General features: G+C 72.0%; 22 protein-coding genes. 17 read left to right on the forward strand and 5 right to left on the reverse strand.

All coding sequences use genetic code 11. From position 1 onward, the window contains the following. Positions 1 to 108: 108 nt before the first annotated feature. The 3 genes from D8M39_RS04295 to D8M39_RS04305 all read right to left on the reverse strand — a co-directional run bounded on the left by D8M39_RS04295 (position 109) and on the right by D8M39_RS04305 (position 3784). Positions 109 to 1371, reverse strand: coding sequence for a hypothetical protein (locus tag D8M39_RS04295; protein WP_094395083.1), 1263 nt, complete (start codon positions 1369 to 1371; stop codon positions 109 to 111). A 64-nt stretch (positions 1372 to 1435) separates the two neighbouring features. Further along, entirely contained in the window at positions 1436 to 3292 is a 1857-nt protein-coding gene (locus D8M39_RS04300) for a bifunctional 3'-5' exonuclease/DNA polymerase (RefSeq protein ID WP_126874490.1), read from the reverse strand. Positions 3293 to 3337: 45 nt separating this feature from the next. Continuing rightward, complete coding sequence (locus tag D8M39_RS04305) at positions 3338 to 3784, reverse strand: HD domain-containing protein (RefSeq protein WP_126874491.1); 447 nt, start codon at positions 3782 to 3784, stop codon at positions 3338 to 3340. A gap of 270 nt (positions 3785 to 4054) precedes the next feature. On the opposite strand from D8M39_RS04305, the gene D8M39_RS04310 reads away from it, so the two are divergent. Continuing rightward, positions 4055 to 4729: a hypothetical protein gene (locus D8M39_RS04310; protein WP_055084376.1), complete on the forward strand. Its 675-nt coding sequence runs from the start codon at positions 4055 to 4057 to the stop codon at positions 4727 to 4729. 55 nt (positions 4730 to 4784) lie between these two features. Here the strand turns inward: D8M39_RS04310 and D8M39_RS04315 are convergent, their stop codons facing one another. Beyond that, positions 4785 to 5231: a hypothetical protein gene (locus D8M39_RS04315; protein ID WP_126874492.1), complete on the reverse strand. Its 447-nt coding sequence runs from the start codon at positions 5229 to 5231 to the stop codon at positions 4785 to 4787. 367 nt (positions 5232 to 5598) lie between these two features. Here D8M39_RS04315 and ssd point away from each other — a divergent pair, with 367 nt between their 5' ends. The 7 genes from ssd (at position 5599) to D8M39_RS04350 (ending at position 11330) form a co-directional block, all read left to right on the forward strand. Further along, positions 5599 to 6852 (forward strand): septum site-determining protein Ssd, encoded by a 1254-nt coding sequence (gene ssd / locus D8M39_RS04320; RefSeq protein WP_126874493.1) that lies wholly within the window; start codon positions 5599 to 5601, stop codon positions 6850 to 6852. Next, positions 6849 to 8033 (forward strand): TadA family conjugal transfer-associated ATPase, encoded by a 1185-nt coding sequence (locus tag D8M39_RS04325; protein WP_126874494.1) that lies wholly within the window; start codon positions 6849 to 6851, stop codon positions 8031 to 8033. The genes ssd and D8M39_RS04325 overlap by 4 nt, the downstream gene beginning before the upstream one ends. Next, a complete protein-coding gene (locus D8M39_RS04330; protein ID WP_055084382.1) occupies positions 8030 to 8800 on the forward strand; it encodes a type II secretion system F family protein in 771 nt (256 codons plus the stop codon). Before D8M39_RS04325 ends, D8M39_RS04330 begins: the two co-directional genes overlap by 4 nt. A gap of 320 nt (positions 8801 to 9120) precedes the next feature. Continuing rightward, a complete protein-coding gene (locus D8M39_RS04335; protein WP_083482431.1) occupies positions 9121 to 9615 on the forward strand; it encodes a type II secretion system F family protein in 495 nt (164 codons plus the stop codon). Between the two features lie 137 nt (positions 9616 to 9752). After that, positions 9753 to 10151: a DUF4244 domain-containing protein gene (locus D8M39_RS12935; protein ID WP_062628000.1), complete on the forward strand. Its 399-nt coding sequence runs from the start codon at positions 9753 to 9755 to the stop codon at positions 10149 to 10151. Between the two features lie 197 nt (positions 10152 to 10348). Continuing rightward, positions 10349 to 10852 (forward strand): TadE family type IV pilus minor pilin, encoded by a 504-nt coding sequence (locus tag D8M39_RS04345; RefSeq protein WP_232300286.1) that lies wholly within the window; start codon positions 10349 to 10351, stop codon positions 10850 to 10852. Then, on the forward strand, positions 10839 to 11330 hold the full coding sequence (locus D8M39_RS04350) for an Rv3654c family TadE-like protein (protein WP_256386110.1): 492 nt from the start codon (positions 10839 to 10841) through the stop codon (positions 11328 to 11330). Before D8M39_RS04345 ends, D8M39_RS04350 begins: the two co-directional genes overlap by 14 nt. A gap of 8 nt (positions 11331 to 11338) precedes the next feature. On the opposite strand, the gene D8M39_RS04355 is transcribed toward D8M39_RS04350, so the two are convergent. Continuing rightward, the gene (locus D8M39_RS04355) at positions 11339 to 13702 is read right to left on the reverse strand and encodes a DEAD/DEAH box helicase (protein ID WP_055084387.1); all 2364 of its coding nucleotides are present in this window, start codon (positions 13700 to 13702) and stop codon (positions 11339 to 11341) included. Between the two features lie 142 nt (positions 13703 to 13844). Between D8M39_RS04355 and D8M39_RS04360 the strand changes: the two genes are divergently transcribed. The 9 genes from D8M39_RS04360 (at position 13845) to D8M39_RS04400 (ending at position 24151) form a co-directional block, all read left to right on the forward strand. Beyond that, entirely contained in the window at positions 13845 to 14297 is a 453-nt protein-coding gene (locus D8M39_RS04360) for a pyridoxamine 5'-phosphate oxidase family protein (RefSeq protein WP_238693950.1), read from the forward strand. A 2-nt stretch (positions 14298 to 14299) separates the two neighbouring features. Then, positions 14300 to 16195 carry a methyltransferase gene (locus D8M39_RS04365; RefSeq protein ID WP_126874495.1) on the forward strand — a complete coding sequence of 632 codons (1896 nt, stop codon included), beginning with the start codon at positions 14300 to 14302 and terminating at the stop codon, positions 16193 to 16195. A gap of 10 nt (positions 16196 to 16205) precedes the next feature. Further along, positions 16206 to 16622 (forward strand): pyridoxamine 5'-phosphate oxidase family protein, encoded by a 417-nt coding sequence (locus tag D8M39_RS04370; protein ID WP_055084392.1) that lies wholly within the window; start codon positions 16206 to 16208, stop codon positions 16620 to 16622. A 139-nt stretch (positions 16623 to 16761) separates the two neighbouring features. After that, a complete protein-coding gene (gene topA, locus D8M39_RS04375) occupies positions 16762 to 19632 on the forward strand; it encodes a type I DNA topoisomerase (protein WP_126874496.1) in 2871 nt (956 codons plus the stop codon). Positions 19633 to 19725: 93 nt separating this feature from the next. Then, positions 19726 to 20706: a Ppx/GppA family phosphatase gene (locus D8M39_RS04380; RefSeq protein ID WP_126874497.1), complete on the forward strand. Its 981-nt coding sequence runs from the start codon at positions 19726 to 19728 to the stop codon at positions 20704 to 20706. Next, entirely contained in the window at positions 20703 to 21518 is an 816-nt protein-coding gene (locus tag D8M39_RS04385; protein ID WP_126874498.1) for a sugar phosphate isomerase/epimerase, read from the forward strand. The genes D8M39_RS04380 and D8M39_RS04385 overlap by 4 nt, the downstream gene beginning before the upstream one ends. Next, positions 21515 to 22039, forward strand: a complete 525-nt coding sequence (locus tag D8M39_RS04390; protein ID WP_083482433.1) for a GNAT family N-acetyltransferase — start codon at positions 21515 to 21517, stop codon at positions 22037 to 22039. Before D8M39_RS04385 ends, D8M39_RS04390 begins: the two co-directional genes overlap by 4 nt. Before the next feature lie 143 nt (positions 22040 to 22182). Beyond that, positions 22183 to 23022 (forward strand): pyrroline-5-carboxylate reductase, encoded by an 840-nt coding sequence (proC, locus tag D8M39_RS04395; RefSeq protein ID WP_126874499.1) that lies wholly within the window; start codon positions 22183 to 22185, stop codon positions 23020 to 23022. A gap of 43 nt (positions 23023 to 23065) precedes the next feature. Then, the gene (locus D8M39_RS04400; protein ID WP_164497799.1) at positions 23066 to 24151 is read left to right on the forward strand and encodes a YbdK family carboxylate-amine ligase; all 1086 of its coding nucleotides are present in this window, start codon (positions 23066 to 23068) and stop codon (positions 24149 to 24151) included. The last annotated feature ends 139 nt before the right edge of the window (positions 24152 to 24290 follow it).

Consider the following 24290-nt stretch of genomic DNA (forward strand, 5'->3'; position numbering starts at 1 on the left):
GTGACACGACATGCCTCCGGTAACCCCGGTTCCTTCCACTTGCCCGAGATGGCCATCAAAAGGTGGCGGTGACAGTCGCGGTGCACAGTCCCCTGCGTGACGACGCGCTCAGGGGCCCTCAAGACGCATGGTGCGAACGGCCCGCGACGTCACCAGCAGCAGGACACCCACGAGTCCCAGGAGACAGACGCCCACGCCCAGGGCGGTGCTCAGCCCGGCCGACACGGCGGCGCCGGACAGCATTGGGGCCACCACGGAGGCCAGCCCGCCGACCAGCCCGAAGGTTGCGAGCACACGCCCCTGCATGCCGGATGCGGTGCGGGCGAACACGTAGCCAAACAGTCCACCATTGAGCGCGGGAGAGGGCAGCATGCACACCACCGCGACTGCGAACATGGGCGCAGGGCGGTGCGGCACAGCGAAGAACGTACCGAAGGCCACCACCATGAAGCCCAGTCCCACGATGGCGGTCCACCCGGCGGGGACGTGATCTGTGATGGCCGGCGTGATGGCACTGCCGAGGATCCCGCCCACCGCGAACCCGGCCATGACCAGGCCGATCTGGAACGCGGGTATCCCCTCGGCACGCAGGGAGAATACGGCCCATGTGGTGGCGGAGAACACCATGAGGTTCACCAGTGGGGCGCTGATCAGGACGCGGAGCAGTGCGGCTTCACTGGCCAGGTAGCGCAGACTCTCGCGGTACCCGCTGAGGATCTGACGGGGCAGCATGCGCCCTCGGGCGTCAGCGCCTGAGAGAAGAGGGGGACCCAGGTCCACAGTGATGGCGCGCAGGCACAGCAGGAATCCCCCATCGCACACGCAGCGCAACAGGAAGGGCAGGGCGGGGAGAACGCCGTAGAGCGCTCCTGATGCGGGTGAACCGACGATGGACAGCGTGGCGCTACGTGCGTGCCCCGCACTCATGGCACGCGGGTACTCGACGGGCGTGATCAATATTTTCAGAGATCCGTCCAGTGCCGGATCGGACAGCCCCGATGCGGCCGAAGCCACTGCGATGAGCGCAACGAGCATTGTCGCAAAGCCCCATGAAGGGCCGAGGTCCGCCAGTGTGATGGCCACGAGCAGAGCGGCCAGGGCGACATCGGCGGCGCACAGCACCAGAACGGCCCGGTTCAGGAGGGTGCGACGCGACCGCAGGTCCGCGAGTCCTCCGCCCACGATCCCTGCGACGAGTTCGAGTGCCGTGAGACAACCCGCCACCACGCCGGCAACGGCCACGTTCCCGGTGGCGTCGATGACGGTCAGCGAGACCGCCAGGTTGGTGCTGGACGTGATCGTCAGGAAGGTGGTGGCGCCGAACCACTTCCGGTAGGACTGGTGACGGAACGGGTTCCTGGGATTGACCACGGGAAGGTCATGGCCTTTCGACGTGCCGGAACGGAAAACCTCAGCATAGAGGGGCGGTCCGCCGCTACTTCGCGTCCGCGTAGGACGTGACCACGTTCGTCGCCACCGGGACCTCCACGGGGACCGTGCCGAACACCGTGCGCACCGCCTGCTCGGCTGCGGCGACCACCAGTTCCCGCACCTGTTCCGCGTGCTCCGCGGTGCAGTCGACCATGACCTCGTCGTGCAGGAAGAAGACCAGCTGGGCGTCCAGACCCGCCCGGTGCAGGCCCTGGCGGATGTGGCCGAGCCACGCGAGCGCCCACTCGGCGGCCGAGCCCTGCACCACGAAGTTCCGGGAGAACCTGCCGTGGCTGCGGGCCTCACGGGTGGCGCGGCGCTCGCCGGCCTCGGTGTCGGTCGCGCGCTGGACCTCGAACCACTCCGGCCCCGGGGCGGGTGACCAGCGGCCCAGGTACGTGCAGACCTGCTGACCGCGTTCGCCCACCCGCGCGGCGTGCTCCACGTAGCCCACCGCCCGGGGGAACAGCCTGGTCAGCTGGGGCATGAAACGCCCCGCCGCGCCGGACGTCGCCCCGTACATCGCACCCAGCAGCGCGATCTTCGCGTCCGCGCGCTCCGTCAGTTCCGTGCCGCGGGCCCGGCCCTGTTCGGCGATGGACGCGTAGAGGTCGCGGCCGCGCGAGGCCTCGGCCAGGGCGTCGTCGCGCGCGAGGATGGCGAGCACGCGCGGTTCCAACTGGGCGGCGTCCGCGACGACGAGCGCTCGGCCCGGCTCGGCCCGCACCGCGTCCCGGATGTACTTGGGGATCTGCAGCGCGCCCCCACCGCGGGCGGCCCAGCGCCCGGTGACGACGCCGCCCACCACGTACTCGGGGTGGAACCGGCCGTCCTGCACCCACGTCTGCAGCCAGTGCCAGCCGGTCGCGGAGAAGACGCGCGAGAGCTTCTTGTACTCCAGCACGGGCGCCACCACGGCCACGCGCTGCTCCTGCGGCTGGCCGTTGACGAGCGTCCAGTCCTTGAGCTTCCACGCGCGGGTGGTGTCCACGTCCACCCCAGCGTTGCGCAGGGCCTTGAGCAGCTCCACGGGGGAGTCGGGGTTCAGCGTGGGCGCGGCGAGCACCGTGCGCACCTGCTCGGCGAGCTCCTGCATCCGGGCGGGACGCTCCTCGCCCCTGGGCTCCGGACCCAGCAGGTCCTCGAGGATCGCGCGGTGGACCTCCGCGTTCCACGGGATGCCGCGGTGGCGCATCTCCTCCGCAACCAGCGCGCCCTGCGACTCGAGACCGAGCAGGCGCTCCATCCGTGCAGGGTTGCGCGCGCTCGCACAGGCCCTCGTCTGGGCGGCGAGTTCCGCGGTCAGTTCGTCGACGCCCGGGCCGGTCTCGGAGGCGACGGCGAACAGCGAGCCCTGGTTCGCGGCCACCGGCGCGCGGGAGCCGGGGACGTGGCGGGGGTCCGGGGGGTCGACGACGGGCTGGTAGTCGAGCGGGTGCGGCGCGTTCGACTCGGGATCCGTGGCGGTTGTGGTGCCCTGGCGCCCGTCGCCCGCCCGTGGACTCCCGGTGTTCGAGGTCGCACCGGGGCCCGTGCTGCCGGACGGCGCGGGGGCGGCCGTGGCGCCCGAGCCGGGAGCCGTGGACGCGGTCGTCAGGATGGTGGAGCACAGCCCGAGGTCCCTGCAGCGCATGACCCACACACCCGCTGTGTTCAGCAGGGCGGCGGGGGCGGAGGTGTCCAGCCACGTCCACACCGGCGGCGCGACGCCGGCTCGGTGGGCGGCCTCCTCTCGCTTGGCGACGAGACGGGGAAACTCTGCATCCGTGACCGCGAGGTCATCCCCTGCGCGCTCGCCGTCCGCGGAGACCGCCCGCAGCACCCAGGTCCCGGGCTCGGCGGCGGCCACCACGATGTGCATGGCCTTCATTATGCGGTCGGTGTCCGACAGCGAGTCTCGCAGACGTCACCCCGCGGCGAGGACCTCCCGGGCATGGGTGTACTTGCGTGCCAGTCGCTCGCGGGTCTCCTCGTCCAGCAGAGCGGTTCGGGCGGGGGCGGTGTTGTCATCCAGATCCGCCTGCTTCACGGCACGCGCCAGGGGGTGAGCAGCCACCCGGCCGTAGTAGACGTCTCCCTCCTCACCCGGCCGCCTGGTCATGGCGTCCACCCCGGTCACGATCTCCTCGGGAAAATCTGCGCGGAGATCGTCGAGCGTGACGGTGGTGTCTTCCACGACGTCGTGCAGCCACCCCACCACCTCCGCGGCGTCCTCCTGCCCCGCGGGGGCGTAGTGGCGTGCCCGGTTCGCTACGCGCCGGGGATGGTCGATGTAGTCCGCACCCGACTTGTCCGTCTGGCCCCGGTGCGCGCGGGTGGCAATGCTGCGGGCTTGCTCCGTGAGAGTGCTCATGGCTGCTCCTCGATGCTGGGCGGGAGCGGACAGCCACGGCGGATGACCGGGGAACCGGTCCTCGCTGATGGCCCGTGACCTGTCTGCTCCTCCTGTGCCTCCCGGTCTACCGGGATCTCCCGACACGCATAAGGGACCTCGCACCCTTGGGCGAAGCTATCGTCACGGAGCGTTGCGCGCGCAATGGGGCGTTGCCCGCGCACCGGGGCGCCGCGGCGTCGTCGTCAGGCGCCGGACGTCGGCGTCGGATGGCGGTGGGAGACTCGACGCATGACGAGCGAGCCGAACGACGAGCAGGACGTCCCCTGGGCCATGCAGCTGGTGGTGCACAGGGACCGCGCGAACCCCGCGCGCGAGGTGGACGTGGCGGAAGCGGCCGCGCGCGCCGTCGTGACCCTGCTGGCGGACGAGCGCAGCGCTCCCGGCGGGCCGTGGCACGAGGCCGTGCGGACGTGGCGGGACGTGCAGATCCGCAAACTCGTGCGGCGTGCTGACGGCAAACGGTGGGACGACGTCCAGCAGCTGCCCGGTGTGACCGCGCGGCAGGAGGGGGCGGGGGATCACGGGGATGCGATCGTGCGGGCGTTCGTGCCGGCGCCGGTGCAGCCGCTGCCGAAGGCCCTCCACAAGCTGCAGGTCTCGGGGACGAACTTCCCGGAGGACGGCGACTCGGTGTCCTCGGGTGCCGTGGTGACCGTGGAGGTGGCGCCGGGGCTCGGCATCTCGAGCGGGAAGCTCGCGGCGCAGTGCGGGCACGCCGCGCAGCTCGCCTGGGAGACCGTGCCTGCGGACGTGCGGGAGCGGTGGGCCGAGGACGACTACCGAGTGCGCGTGGTGTTCCCCTCGCGTGCGGAGTGGGACGCCGCACGGCGGCCGGTCACCGTGACGGACGCCGGACTCACCGAACTGGACGGGCCCACGGACACGACGCGGGCCTGGTGGTGACGGCACCGCCTCGTGCCTGTAGTGGGGCACGACGCCGTTCGCTCGCCTCGCGCTGCTACGCGCCCCGGTGGGTGGAGACGGCCTGGGCCGGGGTTTCATGGACGGCTCGGAGGAACGCGTAGAGGTTCTTTTCGCTGCGACCCCAGTTGGTGATGACCAGGGGAAACACCGGGCTGCAGGTGGCCGTCACCTCTGACTCGGTGGCCGACAACGGTTCCACGGAGAAGCGGATGCGCTCACCCCAGGAGGCGAAGGAGATGCCGGTGGTGATGCTCCCTCCCTCGGGGGTGTTTGACCGAAGTCCCAGCTCGGGGTTGTGGAGACACACGTCGTTGACCACTCGGGGGACGTCATCTGCGGGACGAGTGACGACGGTGCTGCCCTGACACCTGGCCCCGTAGACCGTCATCTCCACACCGTCCTCCCTCCGGTTCTTCGCCCGCAGGGCAACGACGGCTGCGATGGCGGTGGTGACCACGACGACCACGAGAACAACGGTCATGACGCCGTCGAACCGACCCAGGATCCGCCAGAGAATTAGCACCACCAGGACGACGTAGAGCGTTCACCATCCCAGTGCTTTCGCCACCGATGATCTGTTCACAGGTTTGATGTCCATCAACCCATGGTTGCGGTTCGTGGCGGTGGCCACAATGGCCGATCGGCCAGAGTTCTGCTGAGCGGCGCCGGGCACCCATCCTCTTCCGGACGGGGTTTGTCCTGGTCTGTTCACCGGCCGCTCCATCGCGGCCCGGCGTCCGCGGCAGTGTTCCTCCACAGGCCGTCGCTCCACCGCGGTGAGAGCTCAGGGCCCCACAATTCGGGAGTCACCGAGCCGTGTCACGTCCCACCACGGCCACCGTGGGGGCATGACCAGCGCACCCCTCACAGATCCCGGCATCCGGACCCGTCGGTCCCACCGTGCGGACACGTCCGAGCCCGTGTCGTCCGCCACTGCGGGGACCGGGGAGCTCTCCGTTCCGTCGCCGATCGCGGCGCGAAGTTCCTCGGCACAGAACCGGGCCGAGACCTCGGCGCACCGTTCACAGCCCACCGGGCGCGAGGCCGCGGCCCGTCGCCCCACCGTTCCCGGCCCCACCGCAGGAGCCGCACGCGGGGTCCATCTCCTCAGCACCTCCCCGCAGCTCGCGGAAGCAGTGGAGGCGGTGTGCATCGGCGTGGGCGTGCCGCTCTCGGTGACGTCGGGTGCCCAACAGGCGCGGGCGACGTCGTCGGGGCTGCTCCTCGTGGACGCCGCCCTGGGCGGTGACGAGGTGCCCCGCGGTGCCGTGATCGTGGCGCTCGCCGAGCAGGGCGACGCGTGGGAGACCGCCGCGCGTCGAGGCGCCTCGGCCGTGGTGGTGCTGCCCCACGCGGCGGCGTGGCTCGCCGAGCTGATCTCCCGTTCTACGGTGCCCGAGGTGCCGGTCGCGCTCGGGCGCGTGTACGGCGTCGTCGGCGCCACCGGGGGAGCGGGCGCCACCACCCTTGCGTGCTGGCTTGCCGGGCACTTCACCCGAGATGAGACGCGGACCGCACTGGTGGACGGCGATCCTCTCGGCGCTGGGTTGGACCTCGCGCTCGGGGAGGAGACCGCCGACGGGCTGCGGTGGCCGGAGCTCAACCAGTTCTCCGGCGCCGTCGCGGCGGATCAGCTGTGGGCCGCCATGCCGCGCGTGGACGCCCTGCGCTACCTCTCGTGGGACCGCCGGGCCACCCACGCGGACACGGTTCCCGCGGCCACGGTGGTTGCCGCGCTGCGGGGCACCGCCGACGTGCAGGTCGTGGACCTCTCACGCTCGGAACTGGAGGAGCAGGCACGGTGGTGTGACGCCGTCGTGGTCGTGACGCCGCGCACCGTCCGTGGCGCGCTCGCTGCGGACTACACCGTGCGACGCTGCGGCTCCGCCCCCGTCGTGACCGCGCTGGCGGGGCTCAACGTGGCGGATCTGGAGGCCCGCGTGCTCGCGGAGACCCCGGGTGTTCCGTGCGCGGCCACGATCGGCTTCGACCCCCGGATGCCGCAGCACCTGGGCGACGGCACCGTCCTGAGCCGCGGTCGGCGTGGCCGCCACGCAAAAGCGGTGTCGAGCATCGCGCGTGCCCTGGGAGACCTGTCGTGAACGCCGCCGGCACCCGGGGGGATGCCACCGAGCTCGACGACGCCTTCGTCGCCCAGGTCCGCGAACGCCTCCTCGCGGAAGGCGGCGCGATCACCGACACCCGGATCGCCCGGGCAGTCCGGGAGACCGGCCGTGTGCTCGGAGCCGTGGGATCGGTGCGGGCCGCCCAGCACGTGAAGGCCCAGCTGACGGGTCTCGGTCCCCTCGAACCGCTGCTGCCCACCACGGGCCTGAGCGACGTCTACGTCAACGGCCACGAGGACGTCTTCGTCGAGACCCACGACGGGATCCGCCGGGTGGACAGCCCGTTCACCTCCGAGGCGGAGGTGCGGGCGCTCGCGGTGCGGCTCGTGACGGCGGCGGGCCGACGGCTCGACGACGGCCACCCGTGCGTGGACGTCCAGACCGCCACCGGGCTGCGCGTGCACGCCGTCATCCCGCCGGTCTCCACCGGCGGGACCCTGCTGTCCATCAGGTTCCGGTCCCCGCAGCGGCTCTCGCTCGCGGACCTCGTCGCCTCCGGGACGGTGCACCCGTTCCTCGCGGACGTCCTCACGGATGCCATGGCCGCGCGGGCGAACCTCATGATCAGCGGCGCGACGGGGTCCGGGAAGACCACGGTGCTCTCCGCCCTGCTGTCCCACTGCCCGCCCGAGCAGCGGCTCGTGCTCGCGGAGGACGCCGCCGAGCTGGACCCCCGCCACCCGCACGTGGTGGGTCTGCAGTCCCGCCAGGAGAACGTGGAGGGCGCCGGAGCCGTGGACCTCACCGAGCTCGTTCGGCAGGCCCTGCGGATGCGACCGGACTGGCTCGTGGTGGGGGAGTGCCGCGGCGCCGAGGTCCGGGACCTGCTGACCGCCCTGAACACCGGTCACAGCGGCGCCGGGACGGTGCACGCCAACTCCGCCCGGGCGGTTCCGGCGCGTCTCGCCGCCCTCGGCTCCCTCGCGGGACTCGACCGCGCTGCGGTGGACCTGCAGGCAGCCAGTGCCCTGGACCTCGTGGCGCACGTCAGCCGCACTCCTGCCGGGCGGCGGCTGGACTCGGTGTGCACGCTGGCCCTCGACGACGGGGTGCTGAGCACCCTGCCCGCCCTCACCGTGGAGCACGGGCAGCCGGTCAAGGGCCCCGGGTGGAACCGGCTCGCCACGCTGCTGGCCCGAGGACGGGAGGGGTCATGACCCTCGCCGTCCTCATGGGCACACTCTTTTTCGCCGCGGCACTCGTGCTGACCGGTGCCGCGGACTCCCGACGCCGCGTGCGGGTCCTCGCCGGTGGTACCCAGGTTCCGTCGGACGCGTCCGAGCAGCCGTCCCTGTTCACCCGGTGGCGACGCCGCGACCGCGCGGGAGAGGCCATGCAGTGGGTCACCGCGGTGCGTCGTCTCGCGGCACTGCTGCAGGCCGGCCGGTCGCCGTCATCCGTGTTCCGGGATCTCGCGACGACCTCCCCGACAGCCGATCCCACGGGCCGTTGGATCGCGCGCCTGTGCCGCGACGTGCACGCCGCCGCCCGGGTGGGTGTTCCCGTCTCCACGGGCCTCGCCAGGTTCTCCCACGGCACCGTTGCCGTGGGGGACCGTCAGCTCGCCGGGACCGCCCGCTCGGTGTGCGCCCAGCTCGCGGCCTGCTGGGAGATCTCGGAACGCTCCGGGGCTCCCCTGGGACAGACACTCGCGGGGGTCGCCCGCTCCCTGGAGTCCCAGCTGGACGCGCAGGCCGCCCGGGACAGCGCCCTCGCCGGCCCGCGGGTCACCGTGCGGACCCTTTCCTGGCTGCCGGTCCTCGCCCTGGGCCTCGGGATGCTCATGGGCACCGATCCCGTGAGCACGCTGCTGACCACCACGTGGGGACGCCTCGCGCTCGCCGCCGGGGCTGCGCTGAGCATTGCGGGGCGGCTGTGGACCGGTGCCCTGCTGCACCGTGCCGAGTCGGTGACGGGACCGTGATCGCCGCGCTGCTCGCCGGCGCCCTGGGCGCGTGCGGGATGCTCCTGTGGCTCTCTCCCGGCCCACGGGTGCCGGGCCTCCGGGCACGACGACGCCCGGGCGGGTTCCTGCCGTTGCCGCGCCGCACTCACCTCGCACGATCCACGGAGAGGGCGGCGCGGGGGAGAGCTGTTCTGGGGGGATCCGTGCTGGAGGGCGCACGGCGCTCTGGGGCTGCGCCGTCACGTGAGTCGGCGTCGACCTCGGGACGGAGGCCGGAATTCGGTCACGGCAGCGCGTCCTCACCCACTGACGTCTCAAGGGGGAGCACCGGATCGGAGGTGCCCCTGCAGGGTGCCCCGGCGCTGCACGGAGCATCGGCACTGCACGGAGCACCGGCACTGCCCGCCGCGGCCCTTGTTGAGCTCACGGCCTGCCAGCTGGATGCCGGGCTGCCACTGTCGGAAGCGGTCGGAATCCTCTCCGAGAGCTGCGCTGGCACCGCCCATCCGGGACTCGCCCGGGCCGCCGCCGCGCTGCGTCTGGGTCTGCCCTGGGACAAGGCCTGGCCCGCGGACCGGGAACTCTCCCGGGACCTGCGGGACTTCCGGGACGCGCTGGAGTTCACGGCGTCGTCGGCCACGGCCTCAGCGTCCGTGCTGAGGGGGCAGGCCGAACTCGTGCGACGTGCCCAGTACCGCCGCGCGGAGCGGGCGGCCGAAGCGCTCGCGGTGAAGCTCGTCCTGCCGCTGGGCCTGTGCTTCCTGCCCGCGTTCATGTGCTGGGGCGTGGTGCCCGTGCTCATGAGCCTGCTGCCCCGGGTGTTCGGATCATGATCCGGCCGCAGAGGCACCCGACCGGGCTGGGGCGCGGACCGCCCCGGAGAGACCGCAGCGCACGGCCCCACCCACGATCCACCTCAGCGCACGCCCCACACGAACCGCACACCCCACACCACGCAAGGAGAACCACCATGTCAACGCTCACCCTTCCCCCCGTCCGCACCGACCGTCCCGCCCCCGCTGCAGGGACCGAGATCCCGATGGAGACCATCGACCTGCGGCTGCTCGACGCGGCCACGGGTACCGAGGTGCACACCGTCACCGCGCTCGCCGGGCCTGCCGCTGCGTCCGTCCCCGCACGCGGTGGAGCACCCGCCACCGCGGGCGGACCCGCATCTGGCGGCACCGCGCTGGCGCGTGTGCCGCGGGCCCTGTCTTCCGACGACCCGGACCTGGGCGCCTCCACCGCGGAGTACGCGGTCATCGTGCTGGCGGCCGCGGCGTTCGGCGGGGTCATGGCGGCCGTGCTGTCCTCCGACTCGGTCTCCGGAATGCTGCTCGGCATGATCCAGAAGGCGCTCTCGTTCTGAGGCCGACGACGTCGTTGCCCGGGTACCCGTCGCGCGGTCCCCACCCACGGGTGGCGGGCCCCGCGACGGTCCCGGGAATCCGTACACCTGGCGGCCGCCCCCGCAGAAGAAGGGCGTGACTGCCGTTCCACGGGAGGAAGACCATGGACCATCCACCATCGGCGCGACGGGGCAACCCACCGGGCAGTCGGGACCGCGTGTCCGAACGCCACCTCGGTCACAGCTGCAAGCCCCACCCGCACCACGGCTCCGACCGCACCCTCGACCGAAGCCTGGGCCACGGCGTCGACCACCATCCGGCCACCAACCTCGACCGTAACCATGACCGCGCCCCGGACCACGCTCCGGACCACGGGGCTGTGACGGTGGAGACCGCCGTCATCATGCCCGCGCTGATCCTGCTGCTTGCCGTCCTGCTCGCCGCCGCCGCGGCGGGTGCCACGACCGTCCGCTACGAGGAAGCCGCGCGAGCCTCCGCCCGGGCAGCCGCGCGCGGCGAGGACGCCGTCGTGGTCGAACGGGCGGCACACGACGTCGCCGGGGACGACGCCGCGGTGCGGGTCTCCGCCGCGGAGGACCGGGTCACGGTGTCCGTGAGCGGACCCGCCCCGGGCGTCCTGGGCCAGTGGAGCAGCTGGCGGCTGAGCGCGGAGGCGACGGCCGCCGTCGACGACACCGGAGGCGACAGTGCCGGGCCGTGAGGACGAGGCGGGCGGGGTCGGACGGGCGCTCCAGGGACAGGGAAGCCAATGCCGCAGCTGCGACGGAGAAGGTCCGCGCGGCTGGCGATCCGCGGCACGCGGACCACGGCCGGGCGATCCCGACGCCGGATCCGGCACGGTCCACGGCATGACCATTGCAGGGGCACTGTGCTTCCTGCTCATCGCGCTGCTGCTCGTGGCTCAGGCGGGAATCCTCACCCACCGGGCGGCGAAGGCCGCGGACCTCTCCGCGCTGGCGGCGGCCGACGTCGCCAGGGGCCTGAGCCCCGGCATCCCGTGCGACGTCGCCGCGCGGGTGGCGGAGGAGAACGGCGCCCAGCTCGGGGAGTGCTCGGTGGTGGCACCCGAGAACACCTCGGTGGACGTCACCGCGACGATCGAGCTGCCGCAGCCGCTCCCGGGTCTGGGGCCTGCCACGGGAGTCTCCCGCGCGGGTCCTCCGGCGGGCGAGCCGTGACGGCGTCCTCAGTCCGTCGGGCCCCGGCGGGGTGGCTCCTCGACGGGTGCAAAGCGCAGCACCCCGTTGAGCAGCTTCAACGCCCCGGCCTTGTCCAGCGGGTTGTTGCGGTTGCCGCACTTGGGCGACTGCACGCAGGAGGGGCACCCGGACTCGCACTCGCACTGCGCGATGGCGTCCCGTGTGGCGGTGATCCAGCGCCGGAACATGTCGTAGCCGCGCTCGGCGAAGCCCGCACCGCCGGGGTGGCCGTCGTGCACGAAGATCGTCGGCAGTTCGGTGTCCACGTGCAGGGCCGTGGAGAGGCCGCCCACGTCCCAGCGGTCGCACGAGGCGAGCAGCGGAAGGAGCCCGATCATCGCGTGCTCGGCGGCGTGCAGCGCCCCGGGGATGTCCGGCTCCTCGATGCCCATCGAGGCCATCTGGGCGCCGGAGACCGTGAACCACGTGGCCACGGTGGACAGCTGCCGCGGAGGGAGCTCGAGCGGCTCCTCCCCGGCCACCTCGTTGGAGGCGGTGAGCTTGCGCTGGTAGCTGACCACCTGCGTCGTCACGTCCACCTCTCCTCGGTGGATGGTCACAGGACCCCAGGACACCGTGTCCGCCACGGAGCGCACGCGCACCTCGGTGACGTCGCGGGCCACCGTGTAGAAGTCCGGGAACGCGCGCCGCACTGCGGCCACGTTCAGCTCCTCGTCCAGCTCGTCCACCAGGTACGTGCGGCCCTGGTGCACGTACACCGCGCCGGGGTGCGCCTGGTAGTGCGACTGTGGAGCACCCATGGTCCCCAGCACGGATCCGGTGTCCGTGTCGATGATCTGCACGGGCCCGCCGTCCCCGGAGCGGATGGAGACCATCGCGGCGGGTTGCTCGGAGCGGGTCCAGAACCAGCCGGAGGGCCGACGTCGCAGGTGACCGGCGTTCGTGAGGGAGTCCACGACGTCGTGCGCCGTGGGGCCGAAGTGCGCCAGCTCGTCCGGGCGCAGCGGGAGTTCGGCGGCCGCCGCGCACAGGTGCGGTGCGAGCACGTACGGGTTGGACGCCTCGAAGACGGTGGCCTCCACGGGGACGTCGAAGATCGCCTCCGGATGGTTGACCAGGTAGCCGTCCAGGGGGTCGTCCCCCGCGATCAGCGCCGCGAGGGCGTGCTGTCCGGAGCGCCCGGCGCGGCCGATCTGCTGCAGGAAGGAGGCCCGGGTGCCGGGCCACCCGGCGACCAGCACGGCGTCGAGCCCCGCGATGTCGATGCCGAGCTCCAGCGCGGAGGTGCTGGCCACCCCGAGCAGGCGCCCGTCCCGCAGCTGTTGCTCGAGCTCCCGTCGCTCTTCGGGCAGGAATCCCGAGCGGTAGGCCGCCACGCGGTGCCCGAGGGAGGCGTCCACCTCCTCGAGCTGCCGGTGGGCGTTCTGCGCGATGGTCTCCGCGCCGCGGCGGGAGCGGATGAACGCAATGGTGCGGATCTGGCGCAGCACCAGGTCGGTGAGCATGTCCGAGGCCTCGGCGGTGACCGTGCGACGTCGCGGGGCGCCGTTGTCCGAGCCGCCGGGGGACTGCTCCGGCTCCCACAGCACCACGGTGCGGGAACCGCGCGGGGAGGTGTCCCGCTCCACGGCGGTGACGTCTGCGGGATCCGCGCCGATCAGCTTGGCGAAGGACTCCTGTGGAGACGCGCTGGTGGCGGAGGCCCCGATGAACTGCGGAGACGCACCGTAGTGCGCGGCGATCCGCGTGAGCCGGCGCAGCAGCACCGCCACGTGGGAGCCGAAGACACCGCGGTAGGAGTGGGCCTCGTCCACGATCACGTACCGCAGCCGGCGGAAGAACCGGGACCAGCCCGCGTGGTGCGGCAGGACCGCATGGTGGAGCATGTCCGGGTTGCACAGGATCACGTCCGCGTGCTCCCGGATCCAGCGCCGCTCGGAGGGGTCCGTGTCCCCGTCGTAGGTGGCGCTGCGCACGTCTTCGAAGCGCAGCGAGCGCAGGGAGGAGAGCTGGTCCGCGGCGAGCGCCTTGGTGGGGGAGATGTACAGCGCGGTGGCCTCGTCCGGGTGGTGCAGCATCCCGGGGCGCTGCGCCAGGGCGAGCTTGCCGCGGTGGACGGCGTCGAGCACGAGGGACTGGTAGACCAGCGACTTGCCGGAGGCCGTTCCCGTGGCCACGATCGCGTGCCGGGGGGCCTCCAGCGCGGCGACCTGGTGCGCGTAGGGCTCGTGGATGCCGAGTCGTTCGTAGGCGGCGACGACGTCCGGGTGCAGCCACGCGGGCCACGGCGCGTGGGTGGGCTGCTGCTCCGGGATCTCGCGCACGTGGCGCACCTGCTCGGGGCGCGGACCGCGGCCGAGCAGGTCCACCATCTCCTGCGACGTCGTCATCCCCTCATTGTCACCCAGCGCGCCGCCCGGATCCTCGCCACCGGCTCCCGCGGTGCCCTCTTCCGCGGCGGGCGAAGAAGCGGGCGAAGAACGGGGTGCTGCGCGCCGCCCGCTCAGGGCCCGTGCGTGGAATCATGGAGACATGGACAACACCGAGCACCCCATGAACATCGCGCACGAGCGGGACGACTCCCGCCAGGCGCCGCCCGTGACCGAGCTGAGCGAGCAGGAGAGCTGGGAGCTGCTGAAGCAGTCCCGCTTCGCGCGCCTGGCCACCCGGGACGGGGACGAGATCGACATCACGCCCCTGAACATCGTCACGGACGGCGAGAAGCTGTTCTTCCGCTCCGCCAAGGGCACCAAGGTGCTGCACCTGCAGCTGAACCCGAACGTCACCGTGGAGATCGACCGTGCCGCCGGCTCGGAGGCGCACTCCGTGGTGGTCCGCGGCACCGCCGCCATGATCACGGACACGGAGCAGATCAAGCACGTGGAGGAGCTGGGGCTGCGGCCGTGGCTGGACACCGAGAAGATCGAGTTCGTGGAGATCACCCCCACGCGCATCACCGGCCGCAAGTTCCGCCTGGGTCACTGAGGGTGGCGGACACGCAGCACGGCAGCGCCCAGCGTGACGCGGGGCTCCCCGATCCCAGCGCGCTCTCCGAGGTTGGCACCGGCCCCAAGTCCAGGGCCCTCTCTGACGTCGGCGCGGGTCCCGAGCCCAGCGCTTTCCCCGGGTCCGGGTCTGCCCCCGATCCTGGCGCCGCACCCGAGTTCAACACCGTCCCCGGCGCTCCGCGTTCCGACGACGCCGCTGCACTGCGCCAACTCCACACGGACCTCACGGCCGCGGGGTTCACCGTGGACGGGGTCACCGAGCTGGTCGGGGAGCAGGCGATGTCCGCGTGGTCGCGGGACGAGGCCGTCCCCGCCCGGCGCGCGCTGGAGCGTCACGGCCACCGGGCCCCCGCACTGGCGACTCTCGCCTCCTTCTTCCTGCTGGGGGATCCCGTCCCGGCAACGGCGCTCGACGCCGCCCTGCCCACCGTGGGTGCGGCGGGCCTGCGCGCTCTGGGGTTGGTCGAGGGCGCTCCCTCCGGTGACGCGCTGCTGGCGACGATGGACCTGCGTCCCTACGCCACGGACGCCTCGGACGAGTGGTTCGTGGCGAGCGACCTCGGTGCGTTCCAGCGCCCGGGGGTGCTGCGCCACGACCACGTGCTGGGCATCGGCGGGGCCTCCACCACGCTCGTGCAGTCGACGCCGCGCCGTGCGGTGGACCGCGCCCTGGACCTTGGCACCGGCTGCGGGATCCAGACCTTCCACCTGCTCTCACACGCCCACCACGTGACGGCCACGGACATCTCCGACCGTGCCCTGGCCACCACGCGCTTCAACCTGCTCCTCAACGCGGAGGCCCTCGGCCTGGACCCGGAGGACCTCGATGCCCGTGTGAGCCTGCGGCGCGGCAGCCTGCTGGAGCCGGTGGCCGGGGAGCGCTTCGACATGGTGGTCTCCAACCCGCCGTTCGTCATCACGCCCCGCACTGCGGGCGACGACGCCGAGCGCTACACCTACCGCGACGGCGGCCTGCCCGGGGACCGCCTCGTCAGCGACCTGCTCGGCTCGCTGCCGGACGTGCTCAACCCGGGCGGCACGGCGCACATGCTCGCGAACTGGGAGATCCCCGCCGATCCGGACGCCGGCCCGGAGGAGACGTGGTCCCGCCGCCCGGCGTCCTGGATCGCCCCGGGAATCGGCGCGTGGTTCATCCAGCGCGAGCTGCAGGACCCGTGCGAGTACGCGGAGACGTGGCTGCGCGACGCCTCGCAGCAGCGGGACCTCGCCCAGTACGAGGCCGCCTACCGCGCCTACCTGGAGGACTTCCACTCCCGCGGCGTCACGGCGGTGGGCTTCGGCATGGTGTGGCTCTACCGCCCGACTCTCGAGGACGCTGCTCCCGCACCGCGCGTCTTCGAGAGCATCCCTCACCCCCTCCAGCAGCCGATCGCCCCGGCCCTGGCAGCCGAGTGGGACCGGATGCTGCGCCTCGCGGTCGATGACGACGCCGGGCACGAGGTCGCCGACCTCGGCGACGCCGCGGCCCACGCCAAGGGGACGGTCGACGACGGCGGGCACGGCAGGCAGCGTGAGTCGGGCGCGGCCGCCGGGCACGACCTCGTCGGGACCGCCCACGACGGCTGGCAGGACCGGCACTACACGGTCGCGCAGGACGTGACCGAGGAGCGCCACGGCGCGCCCGGCGCGGAGGACCCAGCCCTCATCCTGCTGCGCCAGGGCGCGGGGCTGCGGCGCACCGTGATCCTCTCGAGCGAGGCCGCCGGTTTCACCGGGGTGTGCGACGGGGAGCTCAGCGCCCGTCAAATCCTCACGGCGCTCGGCTCGCTGCTCGGCTGGGAGGTCGGCCCGGCGCCCCAGCTGCTGCGCGAAATCAAAGCCCTGATCGAGCACGGCTTCCTGGTGGAGGTGTAAGACTGATCCCATGAGTGAGAATGCGAATCCCGTTCAGACCATGGACTCCCAGCGCGTGTGGGAGCTGCTGAGCGAGTTGCCGTACGGCCGTCTGGCCGTGCAGGCGGCGGGATTGGTGGACATCTTCCCGGTCAACCACGTGGTCAGCCACCGCAGGTTGTTCTTCCGCACCGCGCAGGGCACCAAGCTCGCGAGCCTCGTGGTGAACAACCACGTGGCGTTCGAGGTGGACCGGGTGCGCGACGGCCACGTGGAGTCCGCGGTGGTCCACGGCCGGGCCCGCCGGCTGGAGACGCGCGCAGAGCTGGAGGCGGCCGAGCAGCTGCCCCTGCAGCAGTGGGCGCCCACCGAGAAGTTCCACTTCGTGGTCCTTGAGCCGGACGACGCCACGGGACGAGAGTTCACCCTGGGCTCTGACCCGGCGTGACGGTGCGTACCGTACGCTGACGGTTCGGGAGCGGCACGGCACCGGCCCCGGGAAGGACCCGGGCGCCGTCGTGGGGCACCGAGCGCGAGGAACAGGAACAGACCCGGCGAGGACGCGCGGGTCATGACGAGGAGCACTATTGGCATCCAAGGCCACCAAGAACGCCGGTACGGGCAAGAGCCTGCTGATCGTGGAGTCACCGTCCAAGGTGAAGACGATCGCGGGGTACCTCGGGGACGCCTACGAGGTGGAGTCCTCCATGGGCCACATCCGCGACCTGCCCCAGCCCTCGGAGCTGCCCACGGACATGAAGAAGGGTCCGTACGGCAAGTTCGCCGTGGATGTGGAGCACGAGTTCGACCCGTACTACGTGGTCAACCCGGACAAGAAGAAGAAGGTCACGGAACTCAAGCGCAAGCTCAAGGACGCGGACGCGCTCTACCTCGCCACGGATGGTGATCGCGAGGGCGAGGCCATCGCGTGGCACCTGCTCCAGGTGCTCAAGCCGAAGGTCCCGGTCTACCGGCTCACGTTCCCGGAGATCACCAAGGAGGCCATCGAGCGCGGCTTCGGCCAGCTGCGCGACATCGACCAGGACCTTGTGGACGCCCAGGAGACCCGGCGCATCCTGGACCGCCTCTACGGCTACGAGATCTCGCCGGTACTGTGGCGCAAGGTCTCCTCCGGGCTCTCCGCGGGACGCGTGCAGTCCGTGGCTACGCGACTCGTGGTCCAGCGCGAGCGGGAGCGGATCGCGTTCGTCCCCGCCGACTACTGGGACCTCACGGGCCAGTTCGCCCGCCGGGAGGGCCAGGACGCCTGGCGCCCGTTCAGCGCGCGCCTGAGCTCCCTCAACGCTCGCCGCGTGGCCACTGGCAAGGACTTCAACGACCGCGGAGAGCTGAAGTCCTCCGCCGCGGACGGGCCGGTCGCGCTCGACGAGACGGTGGCGACGGCGCTCGCGGCCGGGCTGCAGGACGCCGCCTTCGCGGTCCGCTCCCTGGAGACCAAGCCCTACACCCGCCGTCCGGCGGCCCCGTTCACCACCTCCACGCTGCAGCAGGAGGCGGCCCGCAAGCTGCGGTTCACCTCCCGCACCACCATGCGGGTGGCGCAGCGGCTGTACGAGAACGGCTACATCACCTACATGCGAACGGACTCGGTGGCGCTGTCCGACCAGGCCGTCAACGCAGCCCGGGCGCAGGCCAAGGAGCTCTACGGGGCCGAGTTCGTGCCCGCCTCGAAGCGCGTGTACGCCTCCAAGTCCAAGAACGCCCAGGAGGCCCACGAGGCCGTGCGCCCCGCCGGGGACCGCTTCCGCACGCCGTCGCAGGTGCGCTCGCAGCTGTCCGTGGACGAGTTCAAACTCTACGAGCTGATCTGGAAGCGCACCGTGGCCTCGCAGATGGAGGACGCCAAGGGCAGCACGGCCACCGTGCGCCTGGGGGCCGCGGCCACCGCGGCCGCGGGCGACCATGCCGGGGACGACGCCGAGTTCTCGGCCTCCGGAACCGTCATCACCTTCCGAGGATTCCTGGCCGCGTACGAGGAGGGCCGGGACGTGAACCCGGAGCTCGCGCAGGACTCCGGGAAGAAGTCGCAGAAGGACGAGGACAAGCGCCTGCCCGTGATGTCCGAGGGGGACGCGCTGGACGCCTCCGAGGTCACCGCGGACGGGCACACCACCACCCCTCCGGCGCGCTACACCGAGGCGTCCCTGGTGAAGACGCTGGACGAGCTGGGCATCGGACGTCCCTCCACGTACGCCGCCACGATCTCCACGATCATGGACCGCGGCTATGTGCAGGTGCGCGGCTCGGCCCTGATCCCGTCCTGGCTCGCGTTCTCGGTGGTGCGCCTGCTCGAGGACCACTTCTCGGACTACGTGGACTACGACTTCACGGCGGAGCTGGAGGACGACCTGGACCGGATCGCCTGCGGCGAGGCCGAACGGGTTGCGTGGCTCACCGGCTTCTACTTCGGGGACACCCCCGAGGAGCCCGGGCTCAAGCCGATCGTGGACGACCTCGGGGAGATCGACGCCCGCGCGGTGAACTCCATCCCGGTCACGGACGAGATCACCCTGCGCGTGGGAAAGTACGGCCCCTACCTGGAGTCCGGCGGCGCGGTGGACCCGGAGACGGGCGAGATCACCGACCCCGTGCGCGCGAACGTCCCCCTGGACCTCGCCCCGGACGAGCTGACGCCGGAGAAGGCGCGGGAGCTCATGGAGATCGGCAAGGCGGACGGCCGCGAGCTGGGCGTGAACCCGGAGAACGGCCGGATGGTCGTGGCCAAGGACGGCCGCTACGGTCCGTACGTCACCGAGATCGTGCCCGAGCCCACGCAGGAGGAGCTCGACGCGATCCCTACGGAGTACTACAAGAACGGCAAGCCCAAGCCCAAGAAGATCGAGAAGCCCAAGCCCAAGACGGCGTCGCTGTTCTCATCCATGAACCTGCAGGACATCACGCTCGACGACGCCCTGAAGCTGCTGTCCCTGCCGCGCGAACTCGGCGAGGACACGGACGGCGAGACGATCACCGTGCAGAACGGCCGCTACGGCCCGTACCTGAAGAAGGGCTCGGACTCGCGCTCCATCTCCTCCGAGGAGCAGATCTTCACGATCACCCTGGACGAGGCGAAGACCATCTACGCCCAGCCGAAGCAGCGGGGGCGCCAGGCCGCCAGGCCGCCGCTCGCGGACCTCGGCGCGGATCCGCTCACCGAGAAGCGGATGGTCATCAAGGAGGGCCGCTTCGGTGCGTACATCACCGACGGCGAGACCAACGTGACGGTCCCGCGCGCCGAGGCGATCGAGCAGATCACCGCGGCCCGTGCATCCCAGCTGCTCGCGGAGAAGCGGGCGAAGGGCCCGGCCCCGGCGAAGTCCGGCTCGCGGACCCGCGCGAAGAGCACGGCCACCAAGAGCGCGACGGCCAAGAAGCCGGCAGCCAAGAAACCTGCCGCCAAGAAGCCGGCCGCCAGCAAGGCCGCGGCAAAGAAGTAGCACCCTGCTCCATCGGGGCCCGTCGCCCAGCGGGCCCCGGCACGGCCGCTCACGGGAGCGTCCGCACGCCCTCGACCGAAGCGAAGGAACAGCATGAGGCTCTCCGTCCTGGACGTCGGCTCGAACACGGTGCACCTGCTCCTGCTGGACGTCTACCCCGGGTCCCGCCCGGAGCCGTACGCGTCCCACAAGGTGGCGCTGCGCCTGGTGGACCACCAGGACGAGTCGGGCCGGATCACGGACGAGGGCCGGGACCTGCTGACCGCGTTCGTGGTGGAGGCGCGGGACTTCGCCGTGGAGCACCGGGCGCAGGACCTGCTGGCGTTCGCCACGTCCGCGATCCGCGAGGCCGCCAACGGTGCGCAGGTGCTGGAGCACGTGCAGTCGGTCTCCGGTGTCACGCTCACGGAGTTGTCGGGGGACCAGGAGGCGGCCATCACGTTCTCCGCGGTGCGCCGCTGGTTCGGGTGGAGCGCGGGGCGGATCCTGGACCTGGACATCGGCGGCGGCTCCTTCGAGATGGCCATCGGCACGAACGCGCTGCCCACCGTGGCCACCTCTGTGCCCCTGGGCGCGGGGCGGCTGTACCGCGCCTACCTCGCGGGCGCGGACGTGGCCTCTCCCGCCCAGTTCAAGGCGCTGCGCAAGCACGTGCGGGCCACGCTGCGTCCGGCGGCGGACCGGATCGCGGCCGGGGGACACCCCAACCTGGTGGCGGGCACGTCCAAGACGTTCCGCTCCCTCGCCCGGATCTGTGGTGCGGCGCCGTCGGCCCAGGGCCCCTACGTGCAGCGCGTGATGCACCTGGAGGACCTGCGGCTGTGGACGCGGCGCATGGAGGCCATGTCCGTGGCCGAGCGCGCGGACCTGCCCGGGGTGTCCGTGCAGCGCGCCGCGCAGGTGGTCGCGGGCGCGATCGTGGCGGAGACCGCCATGGACGTGCTCAAGATCGAGACCGTGCAGATCTCCCCGTGGGCCCTGCGGGAGGGTCTGATCCTGCGCCGCATGGACCGGCTGGTGCGGGACTCCGCCAGCGAGACCGTCGACCCGAAGGACCTGGTGGCCAGCTCATGAGCGAGAAGAACGCCGAGTACCGCCCGCACGTGGCGCTGTCCACGAGCTCCCTGTACCCGCAGGGCGTGCCCGAGACCTTCGAGGCGGCCCAGCGGCTGGGCTATGACAGCGTGGAGGTGCTCGTGACGCACGAGCGCATGAGCCAGCTGACCCACCAGCTGCTGGACAGCGTCCAGAAGTACCAGATCCCCATCTCCACGATCCACGCGCCCACGCTGCTGTTCACCCAGCAGGTGTGGGGCAAGTCCTGGACCAAGGTGCAGATGGCCGCGAAGCTCACCCACCAGGTGGGCGCGGAGGTGGTGGTGGTGCACCCGCCGTTCCGGTGGCAGCGCAAGTACGCCCGCAACTTCGTGGCGGGCGTCCGGGAGGTCTCGCGCATGACGGACACCAAGATCTCCGTGGAGAACATGTACCCGTGGCGCGTGGCCGGGCGGGAGGCCGTGGTCTACTCGCCGCACTACAGCCCGCTGGGCCAGGACTACGAGTGGGTCACGTGGGACTTCTCCCACGCGGCCACCGCGAAGATGGACTCCCTCGCGGCGGTCAAGGAGCTCGGCACCCGGCTGGGCCACGTGCACCTCACGGACGGCTCCGGGGAGACGCTCGCGGACGAGCACCTGCTCCCGGGGCACGGTGTGCAGCCGGTCGCCGAGACGCTGGAGTTCCTGCGCGACCAGCGCTGGCAGGGCGTGGTGGGCGTGGAGGTCTCCACGCGCAAGTCCCGGGACGCCGACCAGCGCGACGAGTGGCTTGCGGAGTCCCTCGCCTTCGCGCGGCGGCACATGACGGTGGAAGGAACAGCATCATGACATCGGAATCCTCAGCGGCCGCGGCCTCCGAGCCCCCGGCCTCCGCTTCGCCGGGCGACGACGACGCCGCGTGCGGTTCCGCAGTTCGCCTGCGGCCCGTCACCGGACCGGGGGAGTACCCCGCGCTCGCGCGGATCTGGCGCAGCGCAGTGGATGCGACCCACGACTTCCTGGCGGACGCCGACCGGGACGAGATCGCGTCCCACCTCCAGGGGGACTACTTCCCGGCCGTGCAGCTCACGGTGGCTGAACGGGACGGTGCACCCGTGGGTTTCGCGGGCACCGTGGACGGCGGCCTGGAGATGCTCTTCGTGCACGCCTCCCAGCGGGGCAGCGGCGTGGGCAGCGCCCTGCTCGCGCACGTCGTCGCCACCCAGGGCGTGACCCGGGTGGACGTCAACGAGCAGAACCCCGGCGCGCGCGGCTTCTACGAGCACCACGGCTTCCGCACGGTGGGCCGCGACGAGACCGACGAGGCCGGGCGCCCCTACCCGATCGTGCACCTGGCGCTGGAGGCCTGAGAGGGCGAGGACCCCGGTCGCGGTGGGGCGCGCCGCGCGATAGCGTCGTGGACGAGACCGTGAGCATGACGGCCCCGGGCCCACCGGCCGGTCACGAAAGGTGGGGCCTGGAGCGCGCGTCGCGTACCGAGAGGACTGTTGAGATGAGCGAGACCACCCTGGCCTTCCTGGGAACAGGATCCATGAACGGCGCCATTCTGCGGGGCGTGCTGGCGGGCGGCACGGATGCCGCGGACGTGCGCGCGACGACCCGTTCGACGTCGTCGGCGCAGAAGCTGCGCGAGGAGACCGGCGTGACCGTCTTCGCGGGCGAGGAGAACGAAGACGCGAACACCCAGGCCGTGCAGGGCGCGGACATCGTGCTGCTCGGCGTGAAGCCGTACGCGATCCTGGATCTCGCCCGGGAGATCGCCCCCGCGCTGGACCCGGAGACCGTGGTGGTCTCCGTGGCCGCCGGCGTCACCCTGGAGGCCCTGCAGAAGGCGCTTCCCGAGGGGCAGCCGGTGGTGCGCTCGATGCCCAACACGCCGTCGAGCGCGGGGCGTGGCGCGCTGTCCGTCACCGCGGGGGAGCACACGTCCGACGAGCAGCTCGCGGGCGTCGAGGACGTCCTGTCCGCGGTGGGCACCGTGGTGGAGGTCCCCGAGCACCTGATCCGCGCGGTCACGGGCGTCTCCGGCTCCGGACCGGCGTACGTGTTCTACCTTGCCGAGGCCATGCAGCAGGCGGGCGAGGCCCTGGGGCTGGACCCGGAGACCGCGCGCGTGCTCGCCAAGGAGACGGTCTCCGGCGCCGGCGTGCTGCTGGAACCGCAGGACGCCGATCCCGCGGCGCTGTGCCAGGCGGTCACGAGTCCGGGCGGCACCACGGAACAGGCGATCACCACGTTCGACGAGAAGGGGCTGCGCGACATCATCCGGGCGGGGGCGGAGGCGTCGGCCGCCAAGGGGGATGATATGGAGAAGGAGTACGGCGGCGAGTGAGTCGGCTGCCACGGCCCATCCCACGAGAGAAGGCGGCAGCACCGTGAGCACGTTCGGCATCGAGGAGGAGTTCCTCCTCATGGACGGGCAGGACCACCTGCCCGCGCGGCCCACCCAGCAGCAGTCTGTGCAGCTGACCACGCTGGAGGCCGGAGGGGCGTCCGCGACCCCCGAGTGGCTCGCGTGCCAGGTCGAGGAGACCTCCCCGATCTTTCACGACTCGGCCACTGCCATGGACTCGCTGGTGGAGTTCCGCACGGCCCTGAAAGACGCCGCCGCACCCATGGGGATGGACGTCGTGGGCCTGGCCTCCGCCCCGCAGATCCGCGCCGAGCCCGCGGACCCCTCCTGGAACGAGCGCTACCAGCGCCACTCGCTCCAGACCCCGGCGATCGCCGCGGACCAGTACATCAGCGGTCTGCACGTGCACCTGGGCTTTCCTGACCTCGAGGTTGCGGTGCAGGCGCTCAACGGCCTGCGCGGCTGGCTGCCCGCGCTCGTGGCACTTGGCGCCAACTCGCCCCTGTGGCGCGGCGCGGAGTCCGGGTTCGAGAGCTGGCGCTCCATCCACTACCGCCGCTGGATGGCCAACGGTGTGCCCCCGCACTTCAAGGACCTCGAGGACCACGAGGTGCGCGTGGCCATGCTCAGCGCGTTCGACGTGATCGAGAACCCCTCGAGCCTCAGCTGGCTCGCCCGGCTCTCGCACCGACACGGCACCCTGGAGATCCGGGCGTGCGACGTCCAGCTCGAGGCCCGCGACTCGGTGTCGATCGCGGTGCTGATCCGCGCGCTCGGCAACTACGCGCTGGAGAACCCGCCGGAGATCCAGTTCACGCAGGAGTACCTGGACATCGCCCTGTGGCAGGCCGCCCGCTGGGGTCTGGGCGGGCGCGTCCTGGACCCGGAGTCCGCCGGTCCCGTGCCCGTGGACGCCCTCATCGAGTCCCTGCTGAAGCGGGTCCGCGGGTACTACACCAGCGAGGCGGACCGCGAGTTCGCCGAGGCGGGGATCCACCGCATCCTGAAGAACGGCAACGGTGCCATCCGCCAGCGCCGCGCCTTCTCCCAGGGCGGGCTGCCGGGCCTGATGACCATGGCCTCGGAGGCGATGACGGCACGCAGCTGAGCACAGCGGCGCGGTGTGGGGTGACGACGACGCCGCGCGGCCACTCCTCGTCGTGCGTCTCCCTTGCGCTCGGCCGCCAGTTGCCCGCGGCTTTCGCGCGAGCTGCCCCACCCGCCGCGCCCGCCGGTGACCTGTGCCC

Origin of the sequence: Kocuria sp. HSID17590 (genome assembly GCF_003989485.1) — a bacterium.
GTDB classification, from domain to species: domain Bacteria; phylum Actinomycetota; class Actinomycetes; order Actinomycetales; family Micrococcaceae; genus Kocuria; species Kocuria salsicia.

What these genes read in the sequence shown, in the direction of transcription:
- D8M39_RS04300 (WP_126874490.1), bottom strand. Translation starts at nt 3,292, where the DNA reads ATGCACATCGTGGTGGCCGCCGCCGAGCCCGGGACCTGGGTGCTGCGG.
- D8M39_RS04305 (WP_126874491.1), bottom strand. Translation starts at nt 3,784, where the DNA reads ATGAGCACTCTCACGGAGCAAGCCCGCAGCATTGCCACCCGCGCGCAC.
- D8M39_RS04310 (WP_055084376.1), top strand. Translation starts at nt 4,055, where the DNA reads ATGACGAGCGAGCCGAACGACGAGCAGGACGTCCCCTGGGCCATGCAG.
- D8M39_RS04315 (WP_126874492.1), bottom strand. Translation starts at nt 5,231, where the DNA reads ATGACCGTTGTTCTCGTGGTCGTCGTGGTCACCACCGCCATCGCAGCC.
- ssd (WP_126874493.1), top strand. Translation starts at nt 5,599, where the DNA reads ATGACCAGCGCACCCCTCACAGATCCCGGCATCCGGACCCGTCGGTCC.
- D8M39_RS04330 (WP_055084382.1), top strand. Translation starts at nt 8,030, where the DNA reads ATGACCCTCGCCGTCCTCATGGGCACACTCTTTTTCGCCGCGGCACTC.
- D8M39_RS12935 (WP_062628000.1), top strand. Translation starts at nt 9,753, where the DNA reads ATGTCAACGCTCACCCTTCCCCCCGTCCGCACCGACCGTCCCGCCCCC.
- D8M39_RS04355 (WP_055084387.1), bottom strand. Translation starts at nt 13,702, where the DNA reads ATGACGACGTCGCAGGAGATGGTGGACCTGCTCGGCCGCGGTCCGCGC.
- D8M39_RS04360 (WP_238693950.1), top strand. Translation starts at nt 13,845, where the DNA reads ATGGACAACACCGAGCACCCCATGAACATCGCGCACGAGCGGGACGAC.
- D8M39_RS04370 (WP_055084392.1), top strand. Translation starts at nt 16,206, where the DNA reads ATGAGTGAGAATGCGAATCCCGTTCAGACCATGGACTCCCAGCGCGTG.
- D8M39_RS04380 (WP_126874497.1), top strand. Translation starts at nt 19,726, where the DNA reads ATGAGGCTCTCCGTCCTGGACGTCGGCTCGAACACGGTGCACCTGCTC.
- D8M39_RS04385 (WP_126874498.1), top strand. Translation starts at nt 20,703, where the DNA reads ATGAGCGAGAAGAACGCCGAGTACCGCCCGCACGTGGCGCTGTCCACG.
- D8M39_RS04390 (WP_083482433.1), top strand. Translation starts at nt 21,515, where the DNA reads ATGACATCGGAATCCTCAGCGGCCGCGGCCTCCGAGCCCCCGGCCTCC.
- proC (WP_126874499.1), top strand. Translation starts at nt 22,183, where the DNA reads ATGAGCGAGACCACCCTGGCCTTCCTGGGAACAGGATCCATGAACGGC.